This is a genomic window from Falsiroseomonas ponticola (genome assembly GCF_016805305.1).
Lineage (GTDB): Bacteria > Pseudomonadota > Alphaproteobacteria > Acetobacterales > Acetobacteraceae > Falsiroseomonas > Falsiroseomonas ponticola.
The window spans coordinates 171062-193218 of sequence record NZ_JAERQN010000010.1; the positions used below are offsets into that span (position 1 = coordinate 171062).

A 22157-nucleotide genomic window follows, 5' to 3' on the forward strand; every position below is an offset into this window, starting at 1 on the left:
CCCCGGGCGGGGCCGGCCTGATGGCCTTGAATTCATCTAGACATCCGGTTGGCAGACCAATGCTTGTCTGACATCGTATGGTCATGATGACGATCCGCGATAGCCGGGATGCCGATGTGCCCGTCCTGGCCTCGATCTACGGCCACTGGGTCACGCATGGCCTGGCCAGTTTCGAACTGGATCCGCCGGATCCGGCGGAGATGGCGCGGCGGCGCCAGGCGGTGCTGGCGGGCGGCTATCCCTACCTGGTGGCGGAGGGCGCGGATGGCCGGGTGCTGGGCTATGCCTATGCCAGCGCCTACCGCACCCGCCCGGCCTATCGCTTCGCGGTGGAGAACAGCATCTATGTCGCGCCCGATGCCGGGCGGGGCGGCGTCGGATCGGCGCTGCTGGCGGCGCTGGTCGAGGCCTGCACGGCGCGCGGCTTCCGGCTGATGGTGGCGGTGATCGGGGATAGCGGGAACGCGGCCTCGATCGGGCTGCATGCCCGCGCCGGCTTCGCCCATGCCGGGATGCTGCCGGCGGTGGGCTGGAAGCATGGGCGCTGGGTGGACAGCGTGCTGATGACGCGGCCGCTGGGGGAGGGGGCGGGCACCGCGCCCGCGCCATGACGCGGGAGGAGGCCGACCGCGCATCCCGCGATGCGTCGCTGGTGCTGGCGATGACGCTGCCCGGCGACACGGTGCTGTACCTGCTGCTGCCGCTGCACGCGGCGGTCTTCGGCGTCTCCCTGGCGGAGGCCGGGCTGCTGCTGGCGGCGAACCGGCTGGTGCGCATCCTCGGCTATGGCTGGGTGGCGCGGGGGTATGAGGTGTTCGGGCCGCGCCGCGCCTGCCTGGTGGCGGTGCTGGCGGCGGCCTGCGCCACCACCGGCTATGCGCTGCTGCCCGGCGTCTGGTGGCTGCTGCCGGCGCGGCTGCTCTGGGGCCTGGCCTTCGCCGCCATGAACATCGCCACCCAGGCGCTGGCGACGGCGGAGCCGAGCGGGGCCTCCCGCCGGTCGGGCGCGTCCCGCGGCATCATCGCGGCGGGGCCGATGATCGGGCTGCTGGCCGGCGCGGCGCTGGCGGAGGTGGCGGGGCCGCGCATCGTGTTCCTGTGCCTCGGCGCGGTGTCGCTGGTCGGCCTGGTCTTCGCCTGGCGGCTGCCAAGGGGCGAAAACCAGGGGGAGGCGGTGAAGCTCCGCGCCGGCGGGCCGCGCTTCGCGCTGCCGCGGTCGCTGGATGTCTGGTCCTTCGTGCAGGGCTTCGCGCTGGATGGGCTCTTCGTGCTGGGCCTCGCCTTCCTGGCGGCGCAGGCCATGCCGGAAGGCGCGGCGCTGGCCGCCGGCGGCGCCCTGGCCGCGCGCTACCTGGCGGAGGTGCTGCTGGGCCCGCCCGCCGGGCGGCTGGCGGAGCGCTTCGGCGCGGCGCGGGTGCTGCTGGTGGTGACGCTCGCCTCCGCCGCCGGGCTGGCGGTGATCGGGGTGGGGTGGCTCTGGGTGGGAAGCCTGATGGTGGTGGGGTTGCGCGGGCTGCTGCAGCCGCTGCCCGCCCCGGTGGCGGCCAGCCGCGCGCCGCCGGAGGAACGCGTGGCGGCGCTGGCGCGGATGGCGACCTGGCGGGATATCGGCGCGGGGGTCGGGCCGCTGGCCGCCGGGGTGCTGCTGCCGCTGGTACCCGCGGTGGTGCTGTATCTCGGCGCGGCGGCGGTGCTGGTGGCGTCCTCGGTGCACGCGCTCAGGCGGTGAGGGACGGGGCCTCCGCCCGCGCCAGCCGGACGAGGAGGGAGAGCGCCGCGTCGTAATAGTACTGCGCGGCGGCGACGGGCTTCACCTTCGCCTTCGCCGGATCGCCCGCGACGGCGGCGGCGGCCAGGCTGGCGATGGCTTCGATGCCGATATTGCCGGGGTAGCGTTCCGGCGCATCGGGGAAGCCATGCAGGCTGGCGGCGCCCTGCTTCCGCCAGAAGGCCGCGGCGGCGGTGACGCCGGGCTGCGCGAGGAGCCCGCCCCAGACCAGGTTGAGCGGCACGCGCACCGCATCGAAGCGGAAGCCGGTGCGGTCCCCCGGGTTCAGCGCCAGCGGCACGGGCCGGGGGGCGGCCGGCGTCATCACCGCCCAGTCCGCCGGCAGGCCGTAGCGCCCGCCCACGGCGTCCTGCACCAGTTGCAGGCCGTGCATCAGCACGATGTCCCAGCCCGCCGCCGGCTGATGCGCATGCAGGGCGCGAAGGGCCGGGACGATCAGGTAGCTCGGGTTGATGACGATTCGGTCGGGTTGGTAGCCCCAGGGGCCGGGCAGCAGGGTGAGCCTGTCGCCGTTGCCGCAGACCAGGTGCTGGCGGATGTCGGCGGCGATGTCGGTCGCTTCCTGCCGCCAGGCGGCTTCCTTCCACCGCGCCGCGGCGCGGAGCAGCGCCCAGGCGATCATCAGGTCGCCATCCGTGGCGGGGTTCATGTCCTCCGGCGGCGTCGCCTGGCCCGGGCGCCAGCGCCAGGCGTGCAGATGGTCCTGGCGGATGCGGAGGTTGGCGCGCGTCCAGCCGAGGATGGCGACGAAGGCCGGCCGGTCCGCCATCGCCTCGGCCAGCAGCAGCCCGTAGCCCTGGCTTTCGCTGCTGGTCCAGCGGTTGAAGGTGTCCACCACCCGGCCTTCGGCGGTGACGAAGCGCTGGCGGAAGGCCGCCCATTCCTTCCTGTCCGCATCGGTCAGCATGGCGCGCCCCCACCCCGGCATCCGTTGCCGACGTGTAGCATTCCGCCTCGCCGCCGGAAGCGGCCCGGCGGTGGCGGTTCAGCCCGCTTCCGCCAGCAGCGCCCGCAGGTCCAGCCGCTTCGTCACCATGGCGAGCTTGCCCTGGGCGTCGAAGGGCCATTCCGCGCGGTCGCGGTCCCGGTACAGCTCCACGCCATTGCCATCGGGGTCGCGCAGGTAGATCGCCTCCGACACGCCGTGGTCGGAGGCGCCTTCCAGCGGCCAGCCGGCCTGCACCAGGGACTTCAGCGCGCGCGCCAGGGCGGGGCGGTCGGGGTAGAGCAGCGCCACGTGGTAGAGCCCCGTGGTGCCGAAGCCGGGCGGGCTGCCGCCGGCGCTTTCCCAGGTGTTCAGCGCGATGTGGTGGTGGTAGCCGCCGGCCGAGAGGAACACCGCATGGTCCCCCATGCGCTGCATCACCTGCAGGCCGATGATGTCCCGCCAGAAGGCGAGGCCGCGCTCCAGATCGGCGACCTTCAGATGGACATGGCCGATCTTCAGGCCGGGATCGGCGGCATAGGGGGCGACGGGCTTCTCCAGCGTGCTGGCGGACATGGGATCGTTCCTTCTCGACGGCACCGAGGATGGGCGCTGCCGGGCGCCGGGTCCAATCGGGGGGCGCGATACGGTCCATCCATCCCGGTGATGGCGGGCGGCGCCGCCATCCCGTCCCGCAATGATCAGCCGGCGGGGCCGCCCCCATCCAGGGCGCGGCGGATGCGGCGGGCCAGCTCCGCCCGGCGATAGGGCTTCTGCATCACCGGGAAGCCGTGCGGGCGGATGCCCTCGGCCGCCGCTTCCTCGCGCGGGTCGATGAAGCCGGTGGAGAGCAGCACCTTCAGGCCGGGGCTGCGGCGCCGCGCTTCCGTCGCCAGGGTGATGCCGTTCATGCCGCCGGGCATCACCACGTCGCTGAACAGCAGGTCGTAGCGGCTGCCGGGGGCATCCAGCGCCGCGAGGGCGGAGCGCGCATCCCCCGCCGTCGCCACCTGGTAGCCGAGGTCGGTCAGCACGCTTTCCGCCAGTTCCAGCACTTCCGCATTGTCGTCCACGATCAGGATGCTCTCTCCGCCGCCGCGGGGTTCCGCCTGGCGCGGCCGGTCGCCGGCGCGGCCGGGCTGGGCGGCCGCATCGGGCTGCAGGGCGGGGAAGCGCAGCCGCACGGTGGTGCCGCGGCCGGGCTGGCTTTCGATCCGCAGATGGCCGCCGGATTGCCGGGCGAAGCCATAGACCTGCGCGAGGCCGAGGCCGGAGCCCTGGCCGACATCCTTGGTGGTGAAGAAGGGCTCCGTCACCCGGTCCAGGATCTCCGGCGCGATGCCGGTGCCGGCATCCTGCACGGCGAGTTCGATGAAGCCGTGGGGGGCGCGCGTCTCCTCATCCGGCCCGGCATCGGCCAGGGCCTCGGCCTCGCCGATCCGCCGCGTGGCGATCACCACCTCGCCCCGCGCGGGCATGGCGTCCCGCGCGTTGAAGAGCAGGTTGAGCAGCGCGGCTTCGAGTTGCCCGGCATCGACATGCGCCTGCCCCACCTCCGCCGCCAGGTCGAGGCGGAGGGCGAGGCCGGGGCCGAGGGCGCGGCCCAGCAGGTCCGTCTGGCCCTGCAGCGTGGCGTTGATGTCGGTCGGGCGGCCTTCCAGGCGCTGGCGCCGGGCGAAGGCGAGCAGCTGGCGCGTCAGCGCCGCGCCGCGGCGGGCGGCTTCCAGCGCGCCTTCGTGGCGCCGGCGGAAGCGGGGGTTGTCGGAGGCCTCGACCAGCGGGCGCATCATCTCCAGCGACCCCACCACGACCTGCAGCAGGTTGTTGAAGTCATGCGCGACGCCGCCGGTGAGCTGGCCGAGCGCTTCCAGCCGCTGGGCGCGGCGGGCCGCGGCCTCGGCCTCCCGCCGCCGGGTCACGTCGAGCTGGCTGCCGAAGAAGTAGAGCAGCTTGCCGTCGGCGCCGAAGACCGGGCTGACGAAGAGGGCGTTCCAGAAGGGCCGGCCATCCTTGCGGTAGTTCAGCACCTCCATCGAGACGTCGGTGCGCCCGGCGATGGCGTCGCGGATGGCGGCGACGCTGTCGCGGTCCGTGCCCTCGCCCTGCATGAAGCGGCAGTTGCGGCCGATGACTTCATCCGCCGCATAGCCCGTCATCTGCTGGAAGGCCTGGTTGGCGAAGACGATGGGGTTGTCCGGCTGGTTGGGGTCCGTGACGATCATCGGCATGCGCGTCATCTCGACCGCGGCGAAGAAGATGTCGTCGCGGCCGGGGACGGTGGCGCCGGCGGGTGCGCGCGGCGGGTCGAACCGGCGCCCTTCATTGGCGGTGGCGGCGGGCGCGTCGGCGGGGTCGGGTGGGGAGGAGGGTTTCTGATCCACGGGACGGGCAAAAAGCATGACGCCCGGCGGGGGTTCCGCCGGGCGTCATACCTTTGTCGCGAGAGATGCGCGGCGGGAATGGCGGGGGCCCGAAAAACCCGACCCCCGGCGTCAACTGACCGCGAGGCGCCGCCTCAGCCGGCCGCGAGCCGCTGCCTCAGCCGGCCGCGAGCCGCTGCCTCAGCTGACCGCGAGCCTCTGCTCGACGATCTGCGTCTTCATGCTCTTCTGCAGCTTCTCGAAGGCGCGGACCTCGATCTGGCGGACGCGTTCGCGGCTGATGTTGTACTGCTGCGACAGCTCCTCCAGCGTCGTCGGCTCGTCCTTCAGGCGCCGCTCGATCAGGATGTGGCGTTCCCGGTCGTTCAGCGTCTTCAGCGCCTCGCCCAGCAGCTGGCGGCGGTTCGACATGTCCTGCCGGTCCGCGAGCTCCGTCTCCTGGCTCTCGCTGTCATCGACCAGCCAGTCCTGCCATTCGCCGTCCGAATCCGCGCGGACCGGGGCGTTGAGGCTGTTGTCCGGGGAGGCCAGGCGGCGGTTCATGGAGACCACGTCCTGCTCCGGCACCTGGAGCACGCGGGCGATCTTCTCGACCTGCTCGGGCTTCAGGTCGCCATCCTCCAGCGCCGCCATCTGGCCCTTCAGCCGGCGGAGGTTGAAGAACAGCTTCTTCTGCGCGGCCGTCGTCCCCATCTTCACCAGCGACCAGCTGTGGAGGATGTATTCCTGGATGGCGGCGCGGATCCACCACATGGCGTAGGTCGCCAGGCGGAAGCCGCGATCCGGGTCGAAGCGCTTGACGGCCTGCATCATGCCGACATTGCCTTCCGAGATCAGCTCACCCACCGGCAGGCCGTAGCCGCGGTAGCCCATGGCGATCTTGGCGACGAGGCGGAGATGCGAGGTGACGAGGCGATGGGCGGATTGTTCGTCGCCCTCGTCCTTCCAACGCTTGGAGAGGGCGTATTCCTCGTCCGGCGTCAGCATCGGGAACTTGCGGATCTCCTGCAGGTAGCGGGAGAGGTTGCCCTCTGGGGCGATGGGGATCGACAGGGAAGCCATGGGAGAACTGCCTCCTATGCCACCGCTGCCCCCCGTGACGGCGGGGCCCGCTGTGGCTGTGCTGTTCCGCCAACGCCGGTCGGGCCCTCCCTTTCCGCCGACCCCCCGGTCACGACGGGGAGAGGCGCGGTGGGGTGCTCCTGCCTTCCAGGACCCGTCCGCACCATCTGTCGGCACGACGATCCCTGGATTCCGGGGCAGGGCACGAAGCGGCACCCACCCGAAGCTGGCGGAGACTGTGTAGCCCCTTGCCGCGGGGCGGGCAAGAAAAACCGACCTGTAAGGTAGGTTTACGGATGGTAACGCGCCGGTAACAGGGTTCAGGGGGCGTTAACCCCTTGATCGGCCGCGCTAACCGTCGCCCAGCGCGTCCAGCAGCGCCTGCATGTCGGGCGGCACGGGCGCGGAGAATGTCAGGGACTCGCCCGTCACGGGGTGCCTGAAGCCGAGCGTCGCGGCGTGCAGCGCCTGGCGCGGGAAGGCCAGCAGCAGGTCCCGCGTGGCCGCGGGCAGGCCCCTGGCGCTGGCGGGCGTGCGCTTCAGATAGACCGGGTCGCCCACGATGGGGTGGCCGATATGCGCCAGGTGGACGCGGATCTGGTGCGTCCTTCCCGTGGCCAGGCGGCAGCGCAGCAGCGCGCAGCCGGTGCCGAAGCCGCGTTCCGTCCGGTAGCGCGTCAGCGCGTGCTTGCCCTGGCGCTCCACCACCGCCATCCGCTTGCGGTCGATCGGGTGGCGGCCGATGGGCGCATCGACCTCGCCGCTCGTCGGCGCGGGCAGGCCCCAGCAGAGCGCCAGGTATTCCCGGTCCAGGTCGCGCGTCGCGAAGGCTTCCGACAGCGCCGTGTGGGCGCGCTCCGACTTGGCGACGACCATGACGCCGGAGGTGTCCTTGTCCAGCCGATGGACGATGCCGGGCCGCTTCTCCCCCCCGATGCCGGTAAGGTCCTCCGCCGCATGGGCCAGGACGGCGTTGACCAGCGTGCCGTCCTGGTTGCCGGGGGCGGGGTGCACCACCAGCCCCGCGGGCTTGTCGATGACGATGAGGTGCCGGTCCTCGAACAGGATGGTGAGGGGGATGGGCTGGGGCTGCGGCGTCGCTGGTTCCGGCGGCGGCAGGCGGAGCGTGTAGGTGGCGCCGGCGCGGATCGCCTCCGACGGGTCGCGCATCACGGCGCCATCCCGCGTGACCTGCCCGGCTTCCATCAGCGCCTTGACCCGGGACCGCGAGAGACCGCCTATCGCGGCGCCAAGGGCATCCGTGATGAATCGGTCGGCACGGGTGCCGGCGGCCTCGGCGGGCGCGACGACGCGATGCGTCTCGCCGGTTTCGGGATCGGGCTTCAGGGGGGATTGGGTCGTGGCACTGCTCAAGGCGCTGGTGATCGGGATGGGGGTGCTCATCGTCGCGGGCACCGTGACGCTGGTTGCGCTGATCGTCCAGCGCGCCGGCGGCGATTCCGGCACGATGCCGCCGCGCGCGCTGGGCCAGCCGGCAGGGACGCGGATCGTCTCCGTCGCCGGGGCGGAGGGGCGCCTGGCCGTGCTGGTGGCGCGGCCGGACGGGTCGGAACGGGTGCTGCTGGTGGATGGCCGCAGCGGCCGCGTCGTCGGCGAATTGCGCGCGGCGGAGTGACCGGCGATGGCCCATCGCAAGCCCAGCCTGCCGGAGAAGACCTGCGCCGCCTGCGGCCGGCCCTTCGCCTGGCGGAAGAAATGGGCGCGGGACTGGGACCAGGTGCGCTTCTGCTCCGACGCCTGCCGGACGGGGCGCTACGAGGCCGCGAAACAGCGCGGCGGAAAAAGCCGGGGGGCGGCTTGATCGCCCCCGGCCGGGACGCTAGAGAGCGTTCACCGCGGCGCCACGGCGCCTGACGGTTTGTCTGGGTCCCCTTCGTCTAGAGGCCTAGGACACCGCCCTCTCACGGCGGTAACAGGGGTTCGAATCCCCTAGGGGACGCCACACGGCCGCACCGGCCGGCAGCACCGCTACCGCCTCGGGCACCCGGCCTTCGACCAGCCCGCCGCATCCATCGCCCGCCCCACATCATGCCCATGGGCCAGCACCGTCGCGACCACACGGTTGTGGCTGGCGTGATGCGACAGGATGACCAGCGCGGCGGATTCGGTCCTGCGGCGCAGTTCGAGCCGCGCGGCACTCCACCCGGCCTCGCCCCGCTCCACCGTATCCACGCCGCGCAGCCGCACGCGGACCAGCTCGGGCTGGCCGGCGCAATCGGCCGTCAGCGTGTCGCCATCCGCCCAACGGACGGCGCTGCAGGACCAGGCCAGGCCGGCGGGATAGGTGGCGGGCGGTTCCCGCCACCGGCAGGCATCGGCCAGCGCGGGCGGCGCGATGAGCAGGAAGAGGGCAAGGCTGCGGAGGCTGATCATGGGTGCAGCGTGACAACGCAGCGATGAAGCCTTCGTTAAGGCGGCGCGCGGGCGCCTGCGGAATCGATGCGCGCCGCGCACCGCCCGTTGCCGGAACCGCAACGCGCCGTCGCCGGAAGGTGGTGACTTCGAAACAGCGTTGTGCCGGGTTCACGCGGCCATCGCTGCCTGCTTTCGTTGCAGCGCATCCGGCATCGGCGCGATGCCGATCGTCGTTGATGCCAGCGGCCACCTTGCGAAGCGGCGTCCAGCGTCCCGCTGGCACGGGCCTTGCTGTTTCGCCTTCTGCGCGGGTGCCATCGCCCGCTGCAGGGGAAGGGTTCCGCATGGCGCCTCGCATGCACCTCGCGCTCGACCTGTCGATGACGCATCTCGACGGCCGATGGCGCAGCGCCGGGTCCTGGGTGAACAGCCTCTATCCCGATCCCGCGGTGTTCGAGGAGATCGCGCGTATTGCGGAGCGCGGCTGCATCGACATGCTGTTCTTCGGCGACGGCACCGGCATTCCCAGCACCTGGAAGGGGTCGGAGGAGGATGCGGTGCGCTGGGGCATCGGCTGGCCGCGCCAGGACATGTCCCCCTATATCGCGCTGATGGCCCGCGCCACGAAGCATATCGGCTTCGGCCTCACCTACGCCTCCACCTTCATGCATCCCTTCTACGTCGCGCGGCTGCTGAATTCGCTGGACCACGTCACGGGCGGGCGCATCGCCTTCAACGTCATCACCTCCACCCGCCGGGCCGATGCCGCCAATTACGGCTTCGATGAGCTGATGGAGCACAATGCCCGCTATGAGCGGATGGAAGAGGTCATCGATGTCTGCAAGGGTTTGTGGCGCAGCATCGATGCGGACGCCTTCCAGTGGGACCGCGAGAGCGGCGTGGTGGCGGACCCCGCGAAGGTGCGGCCGATCCATCACGATGGCCGCTTCTTCAAGGTGCGCGGGCCGCTTTCCGTGGTGCCTTCGCCGCAGATCGAGCCGGTGCTGATCCAGGCCGGCGGGTCGCCGCGCGGCATCCAGGCCAGCGCCTATTTCGCCGAGCATGTCTTCGCCGCGGGCCCGCCACTGCCGCAGAAGCAGAAGCATCGCGCGGCGCTGGATGCGGCGCTGGTGAAGCAGGGCCGGGATCCGTCCAAGGTCGGCATCCTGTTCTCCACGCCGCTGATCGTCGCGGAGACGGAGAGCGAGGCGCGCGCGCGGAAGGAGAAGCTGCTGGCGATGATCCCGCCGGAGGGGGTGGGCGCCTATCTCTCCCACAACATCGGCTACGATTTCTCGAAGCTGCCAGCACGCTTCAAGCCGGCGGAGCTGAACAAGGCGATCGCGGCGACCGGCGCCTCGCCCATGGGCCTGCTGCACCAGCTGGTGCTGGCCCATGGCGAGGACCTGGAGATGACGCCCGAGGAGTTCTTCCAGCACGGGTTGCGCAGCGCGACGGGCTATGACCGCACCTTCGCCGGCGATGCCCGCCAGGTCGCGGATTACCTGGAAGGTGAGTTCGACGGCGCCGGCCAGCGCGGCGGCTTCATGGTCTCCCACCCCCAGGCGACGCCGCGGGACACGCTGAACCTGGTGGATTTCCTGGTGCCGGAGTTGCAGCGCCGCGGGCGGCTGCGCAGGCGCTACGAGGGCAAGACGCTGCGCGACAACCTGCTGGCCTGAAGGACGGACATGATGACCGAGCTCCGCTTCCCCCGCCGCGCGGCCCTGCTGGGTGGTGCCGCGCTGGCCTATCACGGCGGCCCGGCCGCCGCGCAGGAAACGCCGCGGCGCGGCGGCACCGTGACGGTGCAGGTCGCCGGCGATCCGCGCTTCCTGATGCCCGCGCTGCGCGGCAGCTTCAACATCACCAACCTCGCCGCCAAGGTGGTGGAGCCGCTGGTGGACCTGGACGGCGAGGGCCAGCCGCAGGGACGGCTCGCCACCGCGTGGGAGAGCACGCCCGATGGCCTGGCCATCACCTTCCGGCTGCGGGATGGCGTGAAGTGGCATGACGGAAAGCCCTTCACCTCGGCCGATGTGCAGTTCAGCGCCATGGAGATGTGGCGCCGCGTGCAGAACTACGGGACCATCGTCTTCCGCAACCTGGTCGCGGTGGACACGCCCGATGCGCTGACGGCGATCTTCCGGTTCAGCAAGCCGATGCCGCTTCGGCTGATGCTCTATGCCGGGACGGAGCTGTCCTATGTCGCGCCGCGGCACCTCTACGAAGGCACGGATTTCTTCGCCAACCCCGTGAACACCGCGCCCATCGGCACCGGGCCCTTCCGCTTCGTGAACTACACGGCCGGCCAGCATGTGATCGTGGAGCGCAACCCCGATTACTGGGACGCAGGAAAACCCTATATCGACCGCATCATCACGCGCTTCATCGCGGACCCCGCGGCGGCGACGGCGGCGGTGGAATCCGGCGCGGTGGACCTCAGCCTCTTCTCCGGCCTGCCGCGCACGGATCTGGTGCGGCTGTCGCGGGAAGCGCGGTTCCGCGTCTCCCAGAAGGGGAACGAGGCGAATTCCATCGGCAACACGCTCTGCTTCAACCACCGCAAGCCGGAATTGCAGGATGTGCGGGTGCGGCGCGCCTTCGCGCATGCCATCGACGTCAATTTCTACGTCCGCAGCTTCCTGCTCGGCCTCGGCAGGCGGGGGCTCGGGCTACAGCCCAGCTTCTCCGCCTTCTATTTCGGCGACCTGACGGATTATCCCTTCGATGCGCGGCGCGCGGAGGCGTTGCTGGACGAGGCCGGGTACCGCCGCGGCCAGGGCGGCATCCGCATGACGCTGCGCATGACCAGCACGAATGGCGACGATGCCGTGCGCTTCGCGACGTTCGTGCAGCAATCGCTGGCCCGCATCGGCGTGCGCATCACCATCACCACCTATGACAGCGCGGGCTACCTCGCCAACGTCATGCGCGACTGGAACTTCGACCTGACGGGGGAGACCATCGGCTTCCGCAACGACCCGCAGATCAGCACCACCGTCTTCCTGCGATCCGGCCAGCCGCGCGGCGTGCCCTGGAGCAACCAGTGGGGCTGGGAATCCCCGGCCATGGACGCGCTGATCGATGCGGCGGCGGAGGCGGTGGACCCGGATCGCCGCCGCGCGCTGTATCGCGAGCTGGGGGAAATGGTGATGCAGGAACTGCCGATGTGGCTGGCGATCGAGCAGGTCTATACCTCCGTCGCCGCGGTGAAGCTGCGCAACGACCATAACAACCCGCGCTGGACGGGCAGCCACTGGTCCGACCTCTGGATCGCGGCCTGAGATGCGCCTTCTCCGGCTGGTGCTGCGCCGGCTGTCGCTGAGCATCCCCTGCCTCGGCATCATCCTGGCGGTGCTGTTCTTCCTGCTGCAGCTGGCGCCGGGCGATGCGGTGGATGCGCTGATCGGGCAGATGGGCACCAGCGACGATACGCTGAGCAAGCTGCTGCGCAGCCATTACGGGCTGGATGGCAGCGTGGCCGCGCAGTTCACGGGCTATGTCGGGCGGCTGGTCACGCTCGATCTCGGTCTCTCCATCGCCTATGGCAAGCCGGTCATCGACCTCATCCTGGAACGCCTGCCGGTGACGGTGGTGCTGATGGTGGCGTCGATGGCCATGGCCTTCACGGCGGGCTGCGTCGTCGGCGTGATCGCCGCGCGCTACGTGCATCGATGGCCGGATACGATCATCTCGGTGCTCGGCATGCTGGTCTATTCCATGCCGAGCTTCTGGTTCGGGCTGATGGCCATCGTGCTCTTCGCCGTCACGCTGGGCTGGCTGCCGGCGGGCGGCATCTCCGACCTCCGCGCCGGGCATACGGGGCTCGCGCTGATGCTCGACATGGCGCGGCACCTGGTGATGCCGGCGCTCACCCTCGGGCTGATCTTCTTCGCGGTCTATCTGCGGGTGATGCGCACCGCGATGCTGGAGGTGATGACGCTGGACTTCATGCGCACCGCCCGCGCCAAGGGGTTGCAGGAACGCGCCGTGCTGTTCCGCCATGCGCTGCGCAACGCGTTGCTGCCCATGGTGACCATTGCGGGGCTGCAGGCTTCCTCCATGCTCGGCGGCGCGGTGGTGGTGGAGAGCGTCTTCTCCCTGCCCGGGCTCGGTCGCCTGGCGCAGGAAGCGGTGGTGCAGCGGGACCTCAACATGCTGCTCGGCATCACCGTCATGTCCTCCGTCCTCGTCATCGTCGTGAACCTGGTGATCGACATCATCTACGCGAAGCTCGACCCGCGCATCGATGTGGGGGGCTGAGGGCATGGGCGCGCTGCGTCGCTACGCCTCCTCCGCCGCCGCCGTCATCGGGCTGGTGCTGCTGCTGCTGGTCATCGGCATGGCGGTCAGCGCGGGGTGGCTGTTCCCGGATGATCCGCTCTCGCTGGCCGGCGCGCCGCTGACGCCGCCCTTCACGGAGGAGGGGCTGCCGCTCGGCACCGATTCCGTCGGGCGCGACATCGCGGCGCAGATCTTCCATGGCGCGCGCGTCTCGCTGCTGGTGGGCGTCGTGGCCACGGGCATCGCCATCGGCATCGGCATCCTGGTCGGCGCCGTCTCCGGCTATTTCGGCGGCGCCACGGATGCCGCGCTGATGCGGCTGACGGAAGCCTTCCAGACGGTGCCGAGCTTCATCCTGCTGCTGATGCTCGTCGTCATCTTCGGGTCGGAGGTGACGACGCTGGCGCTGATCATCGGCGCCGTCTCCTGGACCGCGCCGGCGCGCCTCACGCGGGCGGAGTTCCTGACCTTGCGGTCGCGTGACTTCGTGCTGAGCTGCCGCACGCTCGGCATGCCGCATGCGCGCATCATCTTCCTGGAGATCCTGCCCAGCGCCCTGCCGCCCGTCATCGTCTATGTCAGCGTGGTGATGGCGCTGGCCATCCTGCAGGAAAGCGCGCTGGCCTTCCTCGGCCTCTCCGATCCCAACATCGCCTCCTGGGGCAACCTGATCGGCGATGGGCGGCGGGTGCTGCGCAGCGCCTGGTATGTGGCGGCGCTGCCGGGGCTCGCCATCATCGTCACGGTGCTCGCCATCTCCCTGGTCGGGCAGGGGGTGAATGACCTGCTGAACCCGAGGCTCGGCCGGCGATGACCGCGCTGCTGTCCGTCGAGAACCTGTCCATCGCCCTGCCGAGGGGCGCGGACCGCGCGCTGGCGGCCAGCGATGTTTCCTTCAGCATCGATCGCGGGGAGGTCTTCTGCGTGGTGGGGGAGAGCGGGTCCGGCAAGTCGCTGACCGCCGCCGCCATCCTCGGCCTGCTGCCGCCGGGCGTGCGGGCCAGCGCCGGGCGCATCCTGTTCGAGGGGCAGGACCTGCTGACGCTCTCGCTGCCCGAACTCCGCCGCATCAGCGGCAAGCGCATCGGGATGGTGTTCCAGGACCCGATGACGGCGCTGAACCCGCTGCACACCGTGGGGTCCCAGGTCGCGGAGGTGTTCCGCATCCACACCACGCTGTCCCGGACGGAGATCGCGGACCGCGTGCTGGACCTGCTGGAGACGATGCGCCTGCCGGAGCCGCGGCAGATCGCGCGCGCCTATCCGCATGAGCTCTCCGGCGGGCAGCGGCAGCGCTGCGTGATCGCCATGGCGATGGCGCTGGAGCCCGCGCTGCTGATCGCGGATGAGCCGACAACGGCGCTGGATGTGACGACGCAGGCGCAGATCCTGGCGCTGATCCGCGACCTGCAGGCGCGGCGCGGCATGGGGGTGATGTTCATCACCCATGATTGCGGCGTGGTGGCGGAAGTGGCGACGCGCATCGCGGTGATGCGGCAGGGGGAGGTGGTGGAACAGGGGGAGGCCGCCGCCATCCTCGACCGGCCGCGCCACCCCTACAGCCAGGCGCTGATCGCCGCCATGCCGGCGCTGCGGCCGCCGCCCTACCAGCCCAGCGGCGCGGCGCCGGTGCTGCGGGTGGAGGGCGTGCACAAGACCTATCGCCGCCGTGGCCGCACGGTGGCGGCGCTGAAGGACGTGTCGATCACGCTGCGCCGTGGCACGACGCTCGGCGTGGTGGGGGAGAGCGGGTCGGGCAAGTCCACGCTGGCGCGCTGCCTGGTGAAGCTGGTGGAGCCCGAGCAGGGCGCGATCCGCGTGCTGGACACGGATATCACGAAGCTCAGCGGCAGCGCCTGGCGCGCGCAGACGGGCCGCATCCAGATGGTGTTCCAGGACCCCTTCACCTCGCTCAACCCGCGCCGGCGGGTCGGCGACCTGGTGACGCAGGGCATCGCCATGCGCGGCATCCGCGGGCTGGACCTGAAGGACCGCGCGCGGGACCTGTTCCGCCTGGTGGGGCTGGACCCCGCCGCGATCGACCGCTTCCCGCATGAATTCAGCGGCGGGCAGCGGCAGCGCATCGGCCTCGCCCGCGCCCTGGCGCTGGAGCCGGATGTGCTGGTGGCGGATGAGCCGGTCTCGGCGCTCGACCTCTCCGTGCAGGCGCAGGTGCTGGACCTGCTGGCGGGGCTGCGGCGGAAGCTCGGCCTGTCCATGGTCTTCATCACGCATGATTTGCGCGTGGCCGCCCAGGTCTGCGACCGCGTCGCCATCATGCAGCGGGGGGAGGTGGTGGAGGAGGGCCCGGCGGAGACGCTGCTGACCGCGCCCGCGCATCCCTATTCGCGCGAATTGCTGGCCGCCGTGCCGGGGCGGGGCTGGGCCGGCGGGCGGTAGCGCCCGGCTGGGTGCCGACAAGGAAACGTGATAGGCAGCCGGCGGCAGGGGCACCGGCGGTCGGAGCCCCCCCATCGTCCGGTCATCGCCCGCCCGCCCATGCAGCGCCCCGTTCCCCGGCCGAAGCCCTCGCCCGCCACGCCGGACCCGCAGGCGGCGGAGGCCGCGCTGAGGGCCCGGCTGCGCGACCAGCCCGGCAATGCCATGGCCTGGCAGCAGCTGGCGGCGCTGCTGTCCCAGTGGAACCGGCATGCGGAGGCGGTGGAGGCCTATGCCCGCGCCATCGAGGCCGGTGCCTCCGCCCAGGCGCTCTGCACGCCCCAGGCGCTGGCGCTGAGCGCGCTCGGCCGGCATGCGGAGGCGGTGGCGGTGGTGGCGCCGGTGCAGGCGCGCAAGCCGCGGGATTTCGCGCTGGCCAACCTGCTCGGCGTGCTGCTGAAGCGCGCGGGGCGGCTGGATGAGGCGCTGGCGGCGCTGGAGGCGGCGCGCAGGCTGGAGCCGCGCAACCTCTCCCCCTGGCAGAACATCGGCAATACGCTGGAGCTGAAGGGCGACCATGCCGGCGCCGCCGCGGCCTTCGCGGGCGGGCTCCGGATCGAGCCGCGCAACGCGGAACTCTGGCGCCTGCACGGCCGCAACCTTCGGCTGCTCGGCGACCGCGACGGCGCGCGGGCGAGCCTGGAGAAGGCCTGCGCGCTGGACCCGCGGGACCGCGACGCGGCGGCGGCGCTGGTGACGCTGCTGATGGAGGCGGGGGAGGGGGATCGCGCGCTGGCGGTGATCGAGCGCGCGCGCGCCGCCCGCCCCGGGGACCAGGGGACGGAGGTGCTGGCCGCGCGGCTGCAGATGCAGCTGGGCCGCATGGAGGAGGCGAAGGCGGCGCTGGAGCGCAGCATCGCCGCCAACCCCGGCGACCTGGCCGCCAACCTGGCACTCGCCCGGTTGCACGGCGATGGCAACCGCCGCGCGGCGAATGAGGCGCTGCGGCGCGCGGTGGAGGCGAATCCCGGCAGCTGGGAGGCGGCGGAGGCGCTGATGGAAAGCCTCAGCCGCAGCCGCTACGACGACGAGGTCGCGCATCTGGAGGAAGCCTACCGCATCGCCCGCGGGCTGCTGGAACGCCACCCCGACGGCATGGCGCGCCTGGCGCGCGGGCTGCGCACGGTGTTCCAGCGGGTGATGGATGAGGACCGGATGGCCGCCACCGGCCCGCTGCGCGCCCTGCTGCCGCATTGGCTGGCGGAAGGCCGGCATTCCGCGGTGCATTACGAACTCGGCCAGGTGGAGACGCTGCAGGACCGGATCGATATCGTCGAATGGCACCGCGCCTGGGGGCGGCGCGCCTCCGCGAAGATCGCGCCCGTCGCGCTGCCCGCCACGCCCGCGCTGGCCACCGGGCGGAAGCTGCGCATCGGCTTCATGTCGAGCGACCTGCGCAACCATCCGGTCAGCTACTTCGCGCTGCCGCTCATCGAGCTGCATGATCCCGACAAGGTCGAGGTCTTCTGCTATTCCTTCTACGAGGGCGAGCGCGACCGGGTGCAGGAGATCATGGAGCGCCGCGTCGCCGGCTTCCGCTGGTGGCCGCGCAAGCCCGATGCGCAGGTGGCGGAGGGGATCGCGCGGGACGGGCTCGACATCCTGTTCGAGCTCGGCGGCAGCACGGCGATGAACAAGCTGGAGGTGATGGCGCACCGGCCCGCCCGCATCGGCGCCAGCTGGCTGGCCTATCCCCATTCCGCGGGGCTGGAGCAGATCGACTACGTGCTGGTCGATCCCTACATCAAGCCGGAAGACCCGCGGCTGCTGATCGAGCAGCCCTTCGAGATGCCGGAAAGCTGGGTGGTGCTCGGCAGGCTCGGCTTCAACGACCAGCCGATCCATGACGGGCTGCCGGAGGAACGCAACAACTGCATCACCTTCGGCACCGCCAACAATCCGTACAAATTCACCACCGCCTGCCTGGATGCCTGGGCGGCGGTGCTGCGCGCGGTGCCGCGCTCCCGCTTCCTCTTCGTGCGGCCGGAGGCATCGGGCATGGCCTTCATGGACAATGCGCGGCTGGCCTTCGCGCGGCGGGATGTGGATCCCACGCGGCTGGATTTCGTCGGCGTGCGCGGCAAGCACCTGCCCTACTACAACACCATGGACATCGCGCTCGACAGCCTGCCGCATGTCGGCGGCACCACGACCTGCGAGGCGCTGTGGATGGGCGTGCCGACCATCAGCCTGGTCGGCGCCGGCTTCCCGGAACGGCTGGCCTATTCCAACCTCAGCAATGCGGGCGTCGGCGACCTCGCGGCCTTCAGCGTGGAGGATTATGTGGCGAAGGCGGCCGACCTGGCGCGGGACCGGGCGCGGCGGCGGGCGCTGCGTCATGGGCTCCGCCCGATGATCCGGCGCAACCCGCTGGGCCAGGCGCAGCGCTTCGCGGACCTGTTCTACGCGAAGGCGCGGGAGGTCGCGTCGCGATGAAGGCGGTGATCCTGGCGGGCGGCCGCGGCACGCGCCTGGCGGAGGAAACGACGACGCGGCCGAAGCCGATGGTGGAGATCGGCGGGCGGCCGATCCTGTGGCACATCATGCAGATCTACGCCGCGCATGGCGTGACCGACTTCGTCATCTGCCTTGGCTACAAGGGGTGGCAGGTGAAGGAGTTCTTCCTGAACTACCGGCTGCATGCCAGCGACCTCTCGATCGACCTCTCGACCGGCGCGATCGACGTGCTGCGCCCCGCGGAGTTGCCCTGGCGCGTGACGCTGGTGGATACGGGGGAGGAGACGCAGACGGGCGGCCGGCTCAGGCGTGTCGCGCATCTGCTGCGGGACGAGGACGCCTTCTGCATGACCTATGGCGATGGCGTGGGCGACATCGATGTCACCGCGCTGGTCGCCTTCCACCGCGCCCATGGCCGGGACGCGACGGTGACGGCGGTGGTGCCGCCCGGCCGCTTCGGCGCGCTGGAACGGCAGGGGGATCGCGTCACCGCCTTCACGGAAAAGCCGCCCGGCGATGGCGGCCGCATCAATGGCGGCTTCTTCGTGCTGTCGCCCCGCGTGCTGGACCGGATCGAGGGCGATGCCACGCTGTGGGAACAGGAACCGCTGCGCGGCCTGGCGCGGGACGGTGAATTGCGCGCCTTCGACCATCCGGGCTTCTGGCAGCCCATGGACACGCTGCGCGACCGGGACCTGCTGGAACGGCTCTGGGCATCCGGCCAGGCGCCCTGGAGACTCTGGTGAGCGATTTCTGGCGAGGACGGCGCGTGGTCGTCACCGGCCATACGGGCTTCAAGGGGTCCTGGCTGTGCCGCGCGCTGCATGGGCGGGGCGCCAGCGTCACGGGCATCGCGCTGGATCCGCGGCCCGGGCCTTCCGCCTTCGCGGCGATGCGGGTGGCATCCGTGCTGCGGGGCGATCACCGGATCGACATCCGCGATGGCGCGGCGGTGGCGCGCGCGCTGCGGGATGCGCGGCCCGATATCGTGCTGCACCTGGCGGCGCAGGCCTTCGTCGGCGATGGCTACCGGGATCCCGCCGGGACCTTCGCCACCAACCTCGGCGGCACGGTCGCGGTGCTGGAGGCGATGCGCGGGCTGGCGGGGCTGCGCGCCGCGGTCATCGTCACCTCCGACAAGGTCTATGCGAATGACGGCGCCGGCCGCGCCTTCGCGGAGGAGGACCGGCTCGGCGGGCTCGATCCCTACAGCGCCTCCAAGGCCGCGGCGGAGCTGGCGGTCGCGTCCTGGCGCGGCAGCTTCGCGGGGGAATTGCCGCCCATCGCGACGGCGCGGGCGGGCAACGTGATCGGCGGCGGGGATTTCGGCACGGAACGGCTGGTGCCGGACCTGGTGCGCGCCATCATCGCCGGCCAGGCGCTGCGGCTGCGCCGGCCCGATGCGACGCGGCCCTTCCAGCATGTGCTGGACGTGCTGCGCGGCTACCTGATGCTGGCGGAGCGCCTGGCCACGGGCGGCGCGCCGGAAGCGGTCAATCTCGGCCCGCGGGACGGGGCGCTTTCCGTCCGCGGCCTGCTGCAACACTGGGAAACGGCGACGGGCATGCGCGTGGAGTGGCAGGCGGTGGAAGGCCCCGTGATGGCGGAATCGAAGCGCCTCGCGCTGGATTCATCGCTGGCGGAACGCGCGCTGGGCTGGGCGCCGCGGCTGGATACGCCGCGCGCCATCGCGGAGACGGCTGGCTGGTACGCCGCCTGGCAGCGGGGCGAGGACATGGTGGCCGCGTCCGATGCCGCCATCCGCGCGGTGATGGCATGAGCGCCGACGCCACGCGCATCACCGCCTGCCGCGCCTGCGGCGCGCGGCTCGGCGCGGTGTTCTGCGACCTCGGCACCATGGCGGTGGCCAATTCCTACCTGCCGCCGGAACGGGCCGCGGCGCCGGAGCCGGTCTTCCCGCTGCGCGCCATGGTGTGCGAGGGCTGCCGCCTCGTGCAGCTCGACACCATCGTCGATGCCGTCGGCATCTTCTCCGACTATGCCTATTTCTCCTCCGCCTCCTCCTCCTGGCTCGACCACGCCGCGCGCTTCTGCGCGGCGATGACGGAAAGGCTGTCGCTGGGGCCGGGCAGCTTCGTGGTGGAGGTGGCGAGCAATGATGGCTACCTGCTGCGCAACTTCGTCGCCGCCGGCATCCCCTGCCTGGGCGTGGAGCCCGCCGCCAATGTCGCCGCCATCGCCAATGCGGCGGGGGTGCCGACGGAAATCTTCTTCTTCGGCGCGGAGAGCGCGCGCGGCCTGGTGGCGCGGCGTGGCCATGCCGACCTGATCGTCGCCAACAACGTGCTGGCGCATGTGCCGGATGTGAACGACTTCGTCGCGGGCATGGCGATCCTGGCGGGGCCGCGCGGCATGGTCTCCATCGAATGCCCGCACCTGGTCACGCTGGTCGATGGCGTGCAGTTCGACACCATCTACCACGAGCACTATGCCTACTGGTCGCTGCTGAGCATGGAGGCGCTGCTGGCGCGGCACGGGCTGGCGGTGGTGGATGTACAGCGCCTGCCGACGCATGGCGGTTCGCTGCGCGTCATGGCGCGCCAGGCGCCGGCCGCGGCGGCCGAGGCCGTGCTGGCGCTGCGGGCGGAGGAGCGGGCGAGGGGCCTCGACGGCGATGCCTTCTACCAGGGCTTCGACATCCGCGTGCGCGCGGTGCTGGACGGGCTGCGCGCCTGGCTGGCGGCGGGCGAGGGGCGGCGCATCGGCGCCTATGGCGCGGCGGCCAAGGGCAACACGCTGCTGAACGCGGCGGGGGTGAAGGCGCCCGCCATCCTGGCCGTCGCGGATCGCAGCACCGCCAAGCAGGGCAGGCTGCTGCCGGGCAGCCACATCCCGGTGGTGACGCCGGAGGCGCTGCTGGCGATGCGGCTCGACGACATCCTCGTCCTGCCCTGGAACATCGCGCCGGAGATCGCGGCGGGGCTGCGCCGGGGGGGCTTCACCGGCCGCCTCGTCACCGCCGTGCCGCGCATCACCGAACTGCCGTGAGGTTCCGCGCCACCGCCATCCCCGGCGTGGTGGAGGTGCTGGCGGAGCGCGCCCGCGACGCGCGCGGCGCCTTCCTGCGCAGCTGGTGCGCGGCGCGCTTCGCGGAAGCGGGGCTCCACTTCACGCCGACCCAGGCGAGCCTGTCGGAGAACCCGCACCGCCACACGCTGCGCGGCATGCATTGGCAGGACGCGCCGGCGGCGGAACAGAAGCTGGTGCGCTGCGTGCGCGGCGCGGTCTTCGACGTGGCGCTGGACCTGCGTGCCGGGGGCGGGCTGCGGCATGCGGCGGTGGTGCTCTCCGCGGAGGAGGGCCATGCGCTGTTCATCCCGCGCGGCTGCGCACATGGCTTCCTGACGCTGACCGATGATGCGGTGGTCGAATACCTGATCGACGCGCCCTACACGCCGGCCCTTGCGCGTGGCGCGCGCTGGGACGACCCCGCCTTCGCCATCCCCTGGCCCGCCACCCCGGCGGTGATCGGCGACCGCGACCGGGCCTGGCCGCCGCATGGCTGAGCGGCTGCTGCTGACCGGCGCCGGCGGCTTCGTCGGCCGCGCGCTGGCCGCGCCGCTCGCCGCGCGGGGCTTCGCGGTGCATGCGGTCGCGGGGCGGCTTCGCGCCAATCTCCTCGACGAGTCCGACCAGGCCGCGCTGCTGCGGGAGGTGAAGCCGGCGGTGATCGTCCACGCCGCCTGGTATGTCGTGCATGGCCGCTTCTGGACGGCGCCGGAGAACGCGGATTGGCTGGAGGCCTCCACCGCGCTGGCGCGGCGCTTCGCCGAGGGCGGCGGGCGGCGCTTCATCGGGATCGGCAGCTGCGCGGAATACGCGACGGAGCCCGAGGCGGCGCGGTGGCCCGAAAGCCGCGCCATCGCGCCGGCCACGCCCTACGGCATCGCCAAGGCGGCGCTGGCGGCCCGGCTGGCGGCGCTGGAGGGCCTCTCCACCGCCTGGGCGCGGCTGTTCCACCTGTTCGGCCCTGGCGAGCATCCGGACCGGCTGGTGCCCGCCGTGATCGCGGCGCTGCGGGAGGGGCGGGAGGCCCGCTGCGCCTCCGGCCGTCCGATCCGCGACTTCGCCAGCACCGGCTTCGCGGCGCGGGGGATCGCGGCGCTGGCGGCCAGCGCCGTCACCGGCCCGGTGAACATCGGCGCGGGGGAGGGACGGTCCATCCGCGACCTGGTGGAGACGCTGGCGCGCCTGGCCGGCCGGCCGGACCTGCCCCGCTTCGGCGCCCTGCCGGACCGGCCGGGGGAGGTGCCGGTGATGGTGGCGGACACCACGCGGCTGCGGCGGGAGGTGGGCTTCACCGAGGCCGCCGGGACGGATGCGGCCCTGGCCTGCGCCTGGCGCGGGGACTGAGGGCGGGATCGGCCTTGCGGCGCGTTGAGATTGCGAATAAGTCGCAAAATCATCCCGACGCCGCCTT

Annotated in this window: 21 protein-coding genes and 1 tRNA gene; 16 read left to right on the top strand and 6 right to left on the bottom strand. The window is 71.9% G+C overall.

Annotation, left to right across the window (positions count from 1 at the left end; translation table 11 throughout):
• The first annotated feature begins 86 nt into the window (after positions 1 to 86).
• Together JJI54_RS24680 and JJI54_RS24685 are read left to right on the top strand one after the other, a co-directional pair.
• The gene (locus JJI54_RS24680; RefSeq protein ID WP_203076075.1) at positions 87 to 611 is read left to right on the top strand and encodes a GNAT family N-acetyltransferase; all 525 of its coding nucleotides are present in this window, start codon (positions 87 to 89) and stop codon (positions 609 to 611) included.
• Positions 608 to 1729: an MFS transporter gene (locus JJI54_RS24685; RefSeq protein ID WP_203076076.1), complete on the top strand. Its 1122-nt coding sequence runs from the start codon at positions 608 to 610 to the stop codon at positions 1727 to 1729. Before JJI54_RS24680 ends, JJI54_RS24685 begins: the two co-directional genes overlap by 4 nt.
• Here the strand turns inward: JJI54_RS24685 and JJI54_RS24690 are convergent.
• From JJI54_RS24690 to JJI54_RS24710, 5 genes are all read right to left on the bottom strand, one after another.
• Positions 1719 to 2696, bottom strand: coding sequence for a glycosyl hydrolase family 8 (locus JJI54_RS24690; RefSeq protein WP_203076077.1), 978 nt, complete (start codon positions 2694 to 2696; stop codon positions 1719 to 1721). The two genes, JJI54_RS24685 and JJI54_RS24690, sit on opposite strands and share 11 nt — an antisense overlap.
• A 78-nt stretch (positions 2697 to 2774) precedes the next feature.
• The gene (locus JJI54_RS24695) at positions 2775 to 3290 is read right to left on the bottom strand and encodes a VOC family protein (protein WP_203076078.1); all 516 of its coding nucleotides are present in this window, start codon (positions 3288 to 3290) and stop codon (positions 2775 to 2777) included.
• Between the two features lie 125 nt (positions 3291 to 3415).
• Positions 3416 to 5113, bottom strand: a complete 1698-nt coding sequence (locus JJI54_RS24700; RefSeq protein ID WP_203076079.1) for a histidine kinase famiy protein — start codon at positions 5111 to 5113, stop codon at positions 3416 to 3418.
• A gap of 162 nt (positions 5114 to 5275) precedes the next feature.
• Positions 5276 to 6157, bottom strand: coding sequence for an RNA polymerase sigma factor RpoH (gene rpoH / locus JJI54_RS24705; protein ID WP_203076080.1), 882 nt, complete (start codon positions 6155 to 6157; stop codon positions 5276 to 5278).
• 351 nt (positions 6158 to 6508) lie between these two features.
• Positions 6509 to 7531: an RluA family pseudouridine synthase gene (locus tag JJI54_RS24710; protein ID WP_404817630.1), complete on the bottom strand. Its 1023-nt coding sequence runs from the start codon at positions 7529 to 7531 to the stop codon at positions 6509 to 6511.
• Between JJI54_RS24710 and JJI54_RS24715 the strand changes: the two genes are divergently transcribed.
• The 3 genes from JJI54_RS24715 to JJI54_RS24725 all read left to right on the top strand — a co-directional run bounded on the left by JJI54_RS24715 (position 7518) and on the right by JJI54_RS24725 (position 8120).
• Positions 7518 to 7793, top strand: a complete 276-nt coding sequence (locus JJI54_RS24715; RefSeq protein WP_318987572.1) for a DUF6476 family protein — start codon at positions 7518 to 7520, stop codon at positions 7791 to 7793. The two genes, JJI54_RS24710 and JJI54_RS24715, sit on opposite strands and share 14 nt — an antisense overlap.
• Positions 7794 to 7799: 6 nt before the next feature.
• Positions 7800 to 7979: a DUF2256 domain-containing protein gene (locus JJI54_RS24720; protein WP_203076082.1), complete on the top strand. Its 180-nt coding sequence runs from the start codon at positions 7800 to 7802 to the stop codon at positions 7977 to 7979.
• Between the two features lie 65 nt (positions 7980 to 8044).
• A tRNA-Glu gene (locus tag JJI54_RS24725) sits at positions 8045 to 8120 on the top strand.
• Between the two features lie 26 nt (positions 8121 to 8146).
• Here JJI54_RS24725 and JJI54_RS24730 read toward each other — a convergent pair.
• Complete coding sequence (locus JJI54_RS24730) at positions 8147 to 8551, bottom strand: thermonuclease family protein (RefSeq protein ID WP_203076083.1); 405 nt, start codon at positions 8549 to 8551, stop codon at positions 8147 to 8149.
• Between the two features lie 326 nt (positions 8552 to 8877).
• Here JJI54_RS24730 and JJI54_RS24735 point away from each other — a divergent pair, with 326 nt between their 5' ends.
• From JJI54_RS24735 to JJI54_RS24785, 11 genes are all read left to right on the top strand, one after another.
• On the top strand, positions 8878 to 10215 hold the full coding sequence (locus tag JJI54_RS24735; RefSeq protein WP_203076084.1) for an NtaA/DmoA family FMN-dependent monooxygenase: 1338 nt from the start codon (positions 8878 to 8880) through the stop codon (positions 10213 to 10215).
• A gap of 9 nt (positions 10216 to 10224) precedes the next feature.
• On the top strand, positions 10225 to 11820 hold the full coding sequence (locus JJI54_RS24740; protein ID WP_226382071.1) for an ABC transporter substrate-binding protein: 1596 nt from the start codon (positions 10225 to 10227) through the stop codon (positions 11818 to 11820).
• Between the two features lies 1 nt (position 11821).
• Positions 11822 to 12799 (top strand): ABC transporter permease, encoded by a 978-nt coding sequence (locus JJI54_RS24745; RefSeq protein WP_203076085.1) that lies wholly within the window; start codon positions 11822 to 11824, stop codon positions 12797 to 12799.
• A 4-nt stretch (positions 12800 to 12803) separates the two neighbouring features.
• On the top strand, positions 12804 to 13634 hold the full coding sequence (locus JJI54_RS24750; RefSeq protein ID WP_203076086.1) for an ABC transporter permease: 831 nt from the start codon (positions 12804 to 12806) through the stop codon (positions 13632 to 13634).
• Positions 13631 to 15220 carry an ABC transporter ATP-binding protein gene (locus tag JJI54_RS24755; protein ID WP_203076087.1) on the top strand — a complete coding sequence of 530 codons (1590 nt, stop codon included), beginning with the start codon at positions 13631 to 13633 and terminating at the stop codon, positions 15218 to 15220. The genes JJI54_RS24750 and JJI54_RS24755 overlap by 4 nt, the downstream gene beginning before the upstream one ends.
• A 99-nt stretch (positions 15221 to 15319) precedes the next feature.
• Positions 15320 to 17695, top strand: a complete 2376-nt coding sequence (locus JJI54_RS24760) for a tetratricopeptide repeat protein (protein ID WP_203076088.1) — start codon at positions 15320 to 15322, stop codon at positions 17693 to 17695.
• Positions 17692 to 18462 (top strand): glucose-1-phosphate cytidylyltransferase, encoded by a 771-nt coding sequence (gene rfbF, locus JJI54_RS24765; protein ID WP_203076089.1) that lies wholly within the window; start codon positions 17692 to 17694, stop codon positions 18460 to 18462. The genes JJI54_RS24760 and rfbF overlap by 4 nt, the downstream gene beginning before the upstream one ends.
• A complete protein-coding gene (rfbG, locus tag JJI54_RS24770; protein ID WP_318987573.1) occupies positions 18459 to 19496 on the top strand; it encodes a CDP-glucose 4,6-dehydratase in 1038 nt (345 codons plus the stop codon). The genes rfbF and rfbG overlap by 4 nt, the downstream gene beginning before the upstream one ends.
• Positions 19493 to 20725 carry a class I SAM-dependent methyltransferase gene (locus JJI54_RS24775; protein ID WP_203076090.1) on the top strand — a complete coding sequence of 411 codons (1233 nt, stop codon included), beginning with the start codon at positions 19493 to 19495 and terminating at the stop codon, positions 20723 to 20725. The genes rfbG and JJI54_RS24775 overlap by 4 nt, the downstream gene beginning before the upstream one ends.
• On the top strand, positions 20722 to 21243 hold the full coding sequence (locus JJI54_RS24780) for a dTDP-4-dehydrorhamnose 3,5-epimerase family protein (RefSeq protein ID WP_203076091.1): 522 nt from the start codon (positions 20722 to 20724) through the stop codon (positions 21241 to 21243). The genes JJI54_RS24775 and JJI54_RS24780 overlap by 4 nt, the downstream gene beginning before the upstream one ends.
• On the top strand, positions 21236 to 22090 hold the full coding sequence (locus JJI54_RS24785; RefSeq protein ID WP_203076092.1) for an NAD-dependent epimerase/dehydratase family protein: 855 nt from the start codon (positions 21236 to 21238) through the stop codon (positions 22088 to 22090). The genes JJI54_RS24780 and JJI54_RS24785 overlap by 8 nt, the downstream gene beginning before the upstream one ends.
• The last annotated feature ends 67 nt before the right edge of the window (positions 22091 to 22157 follow it).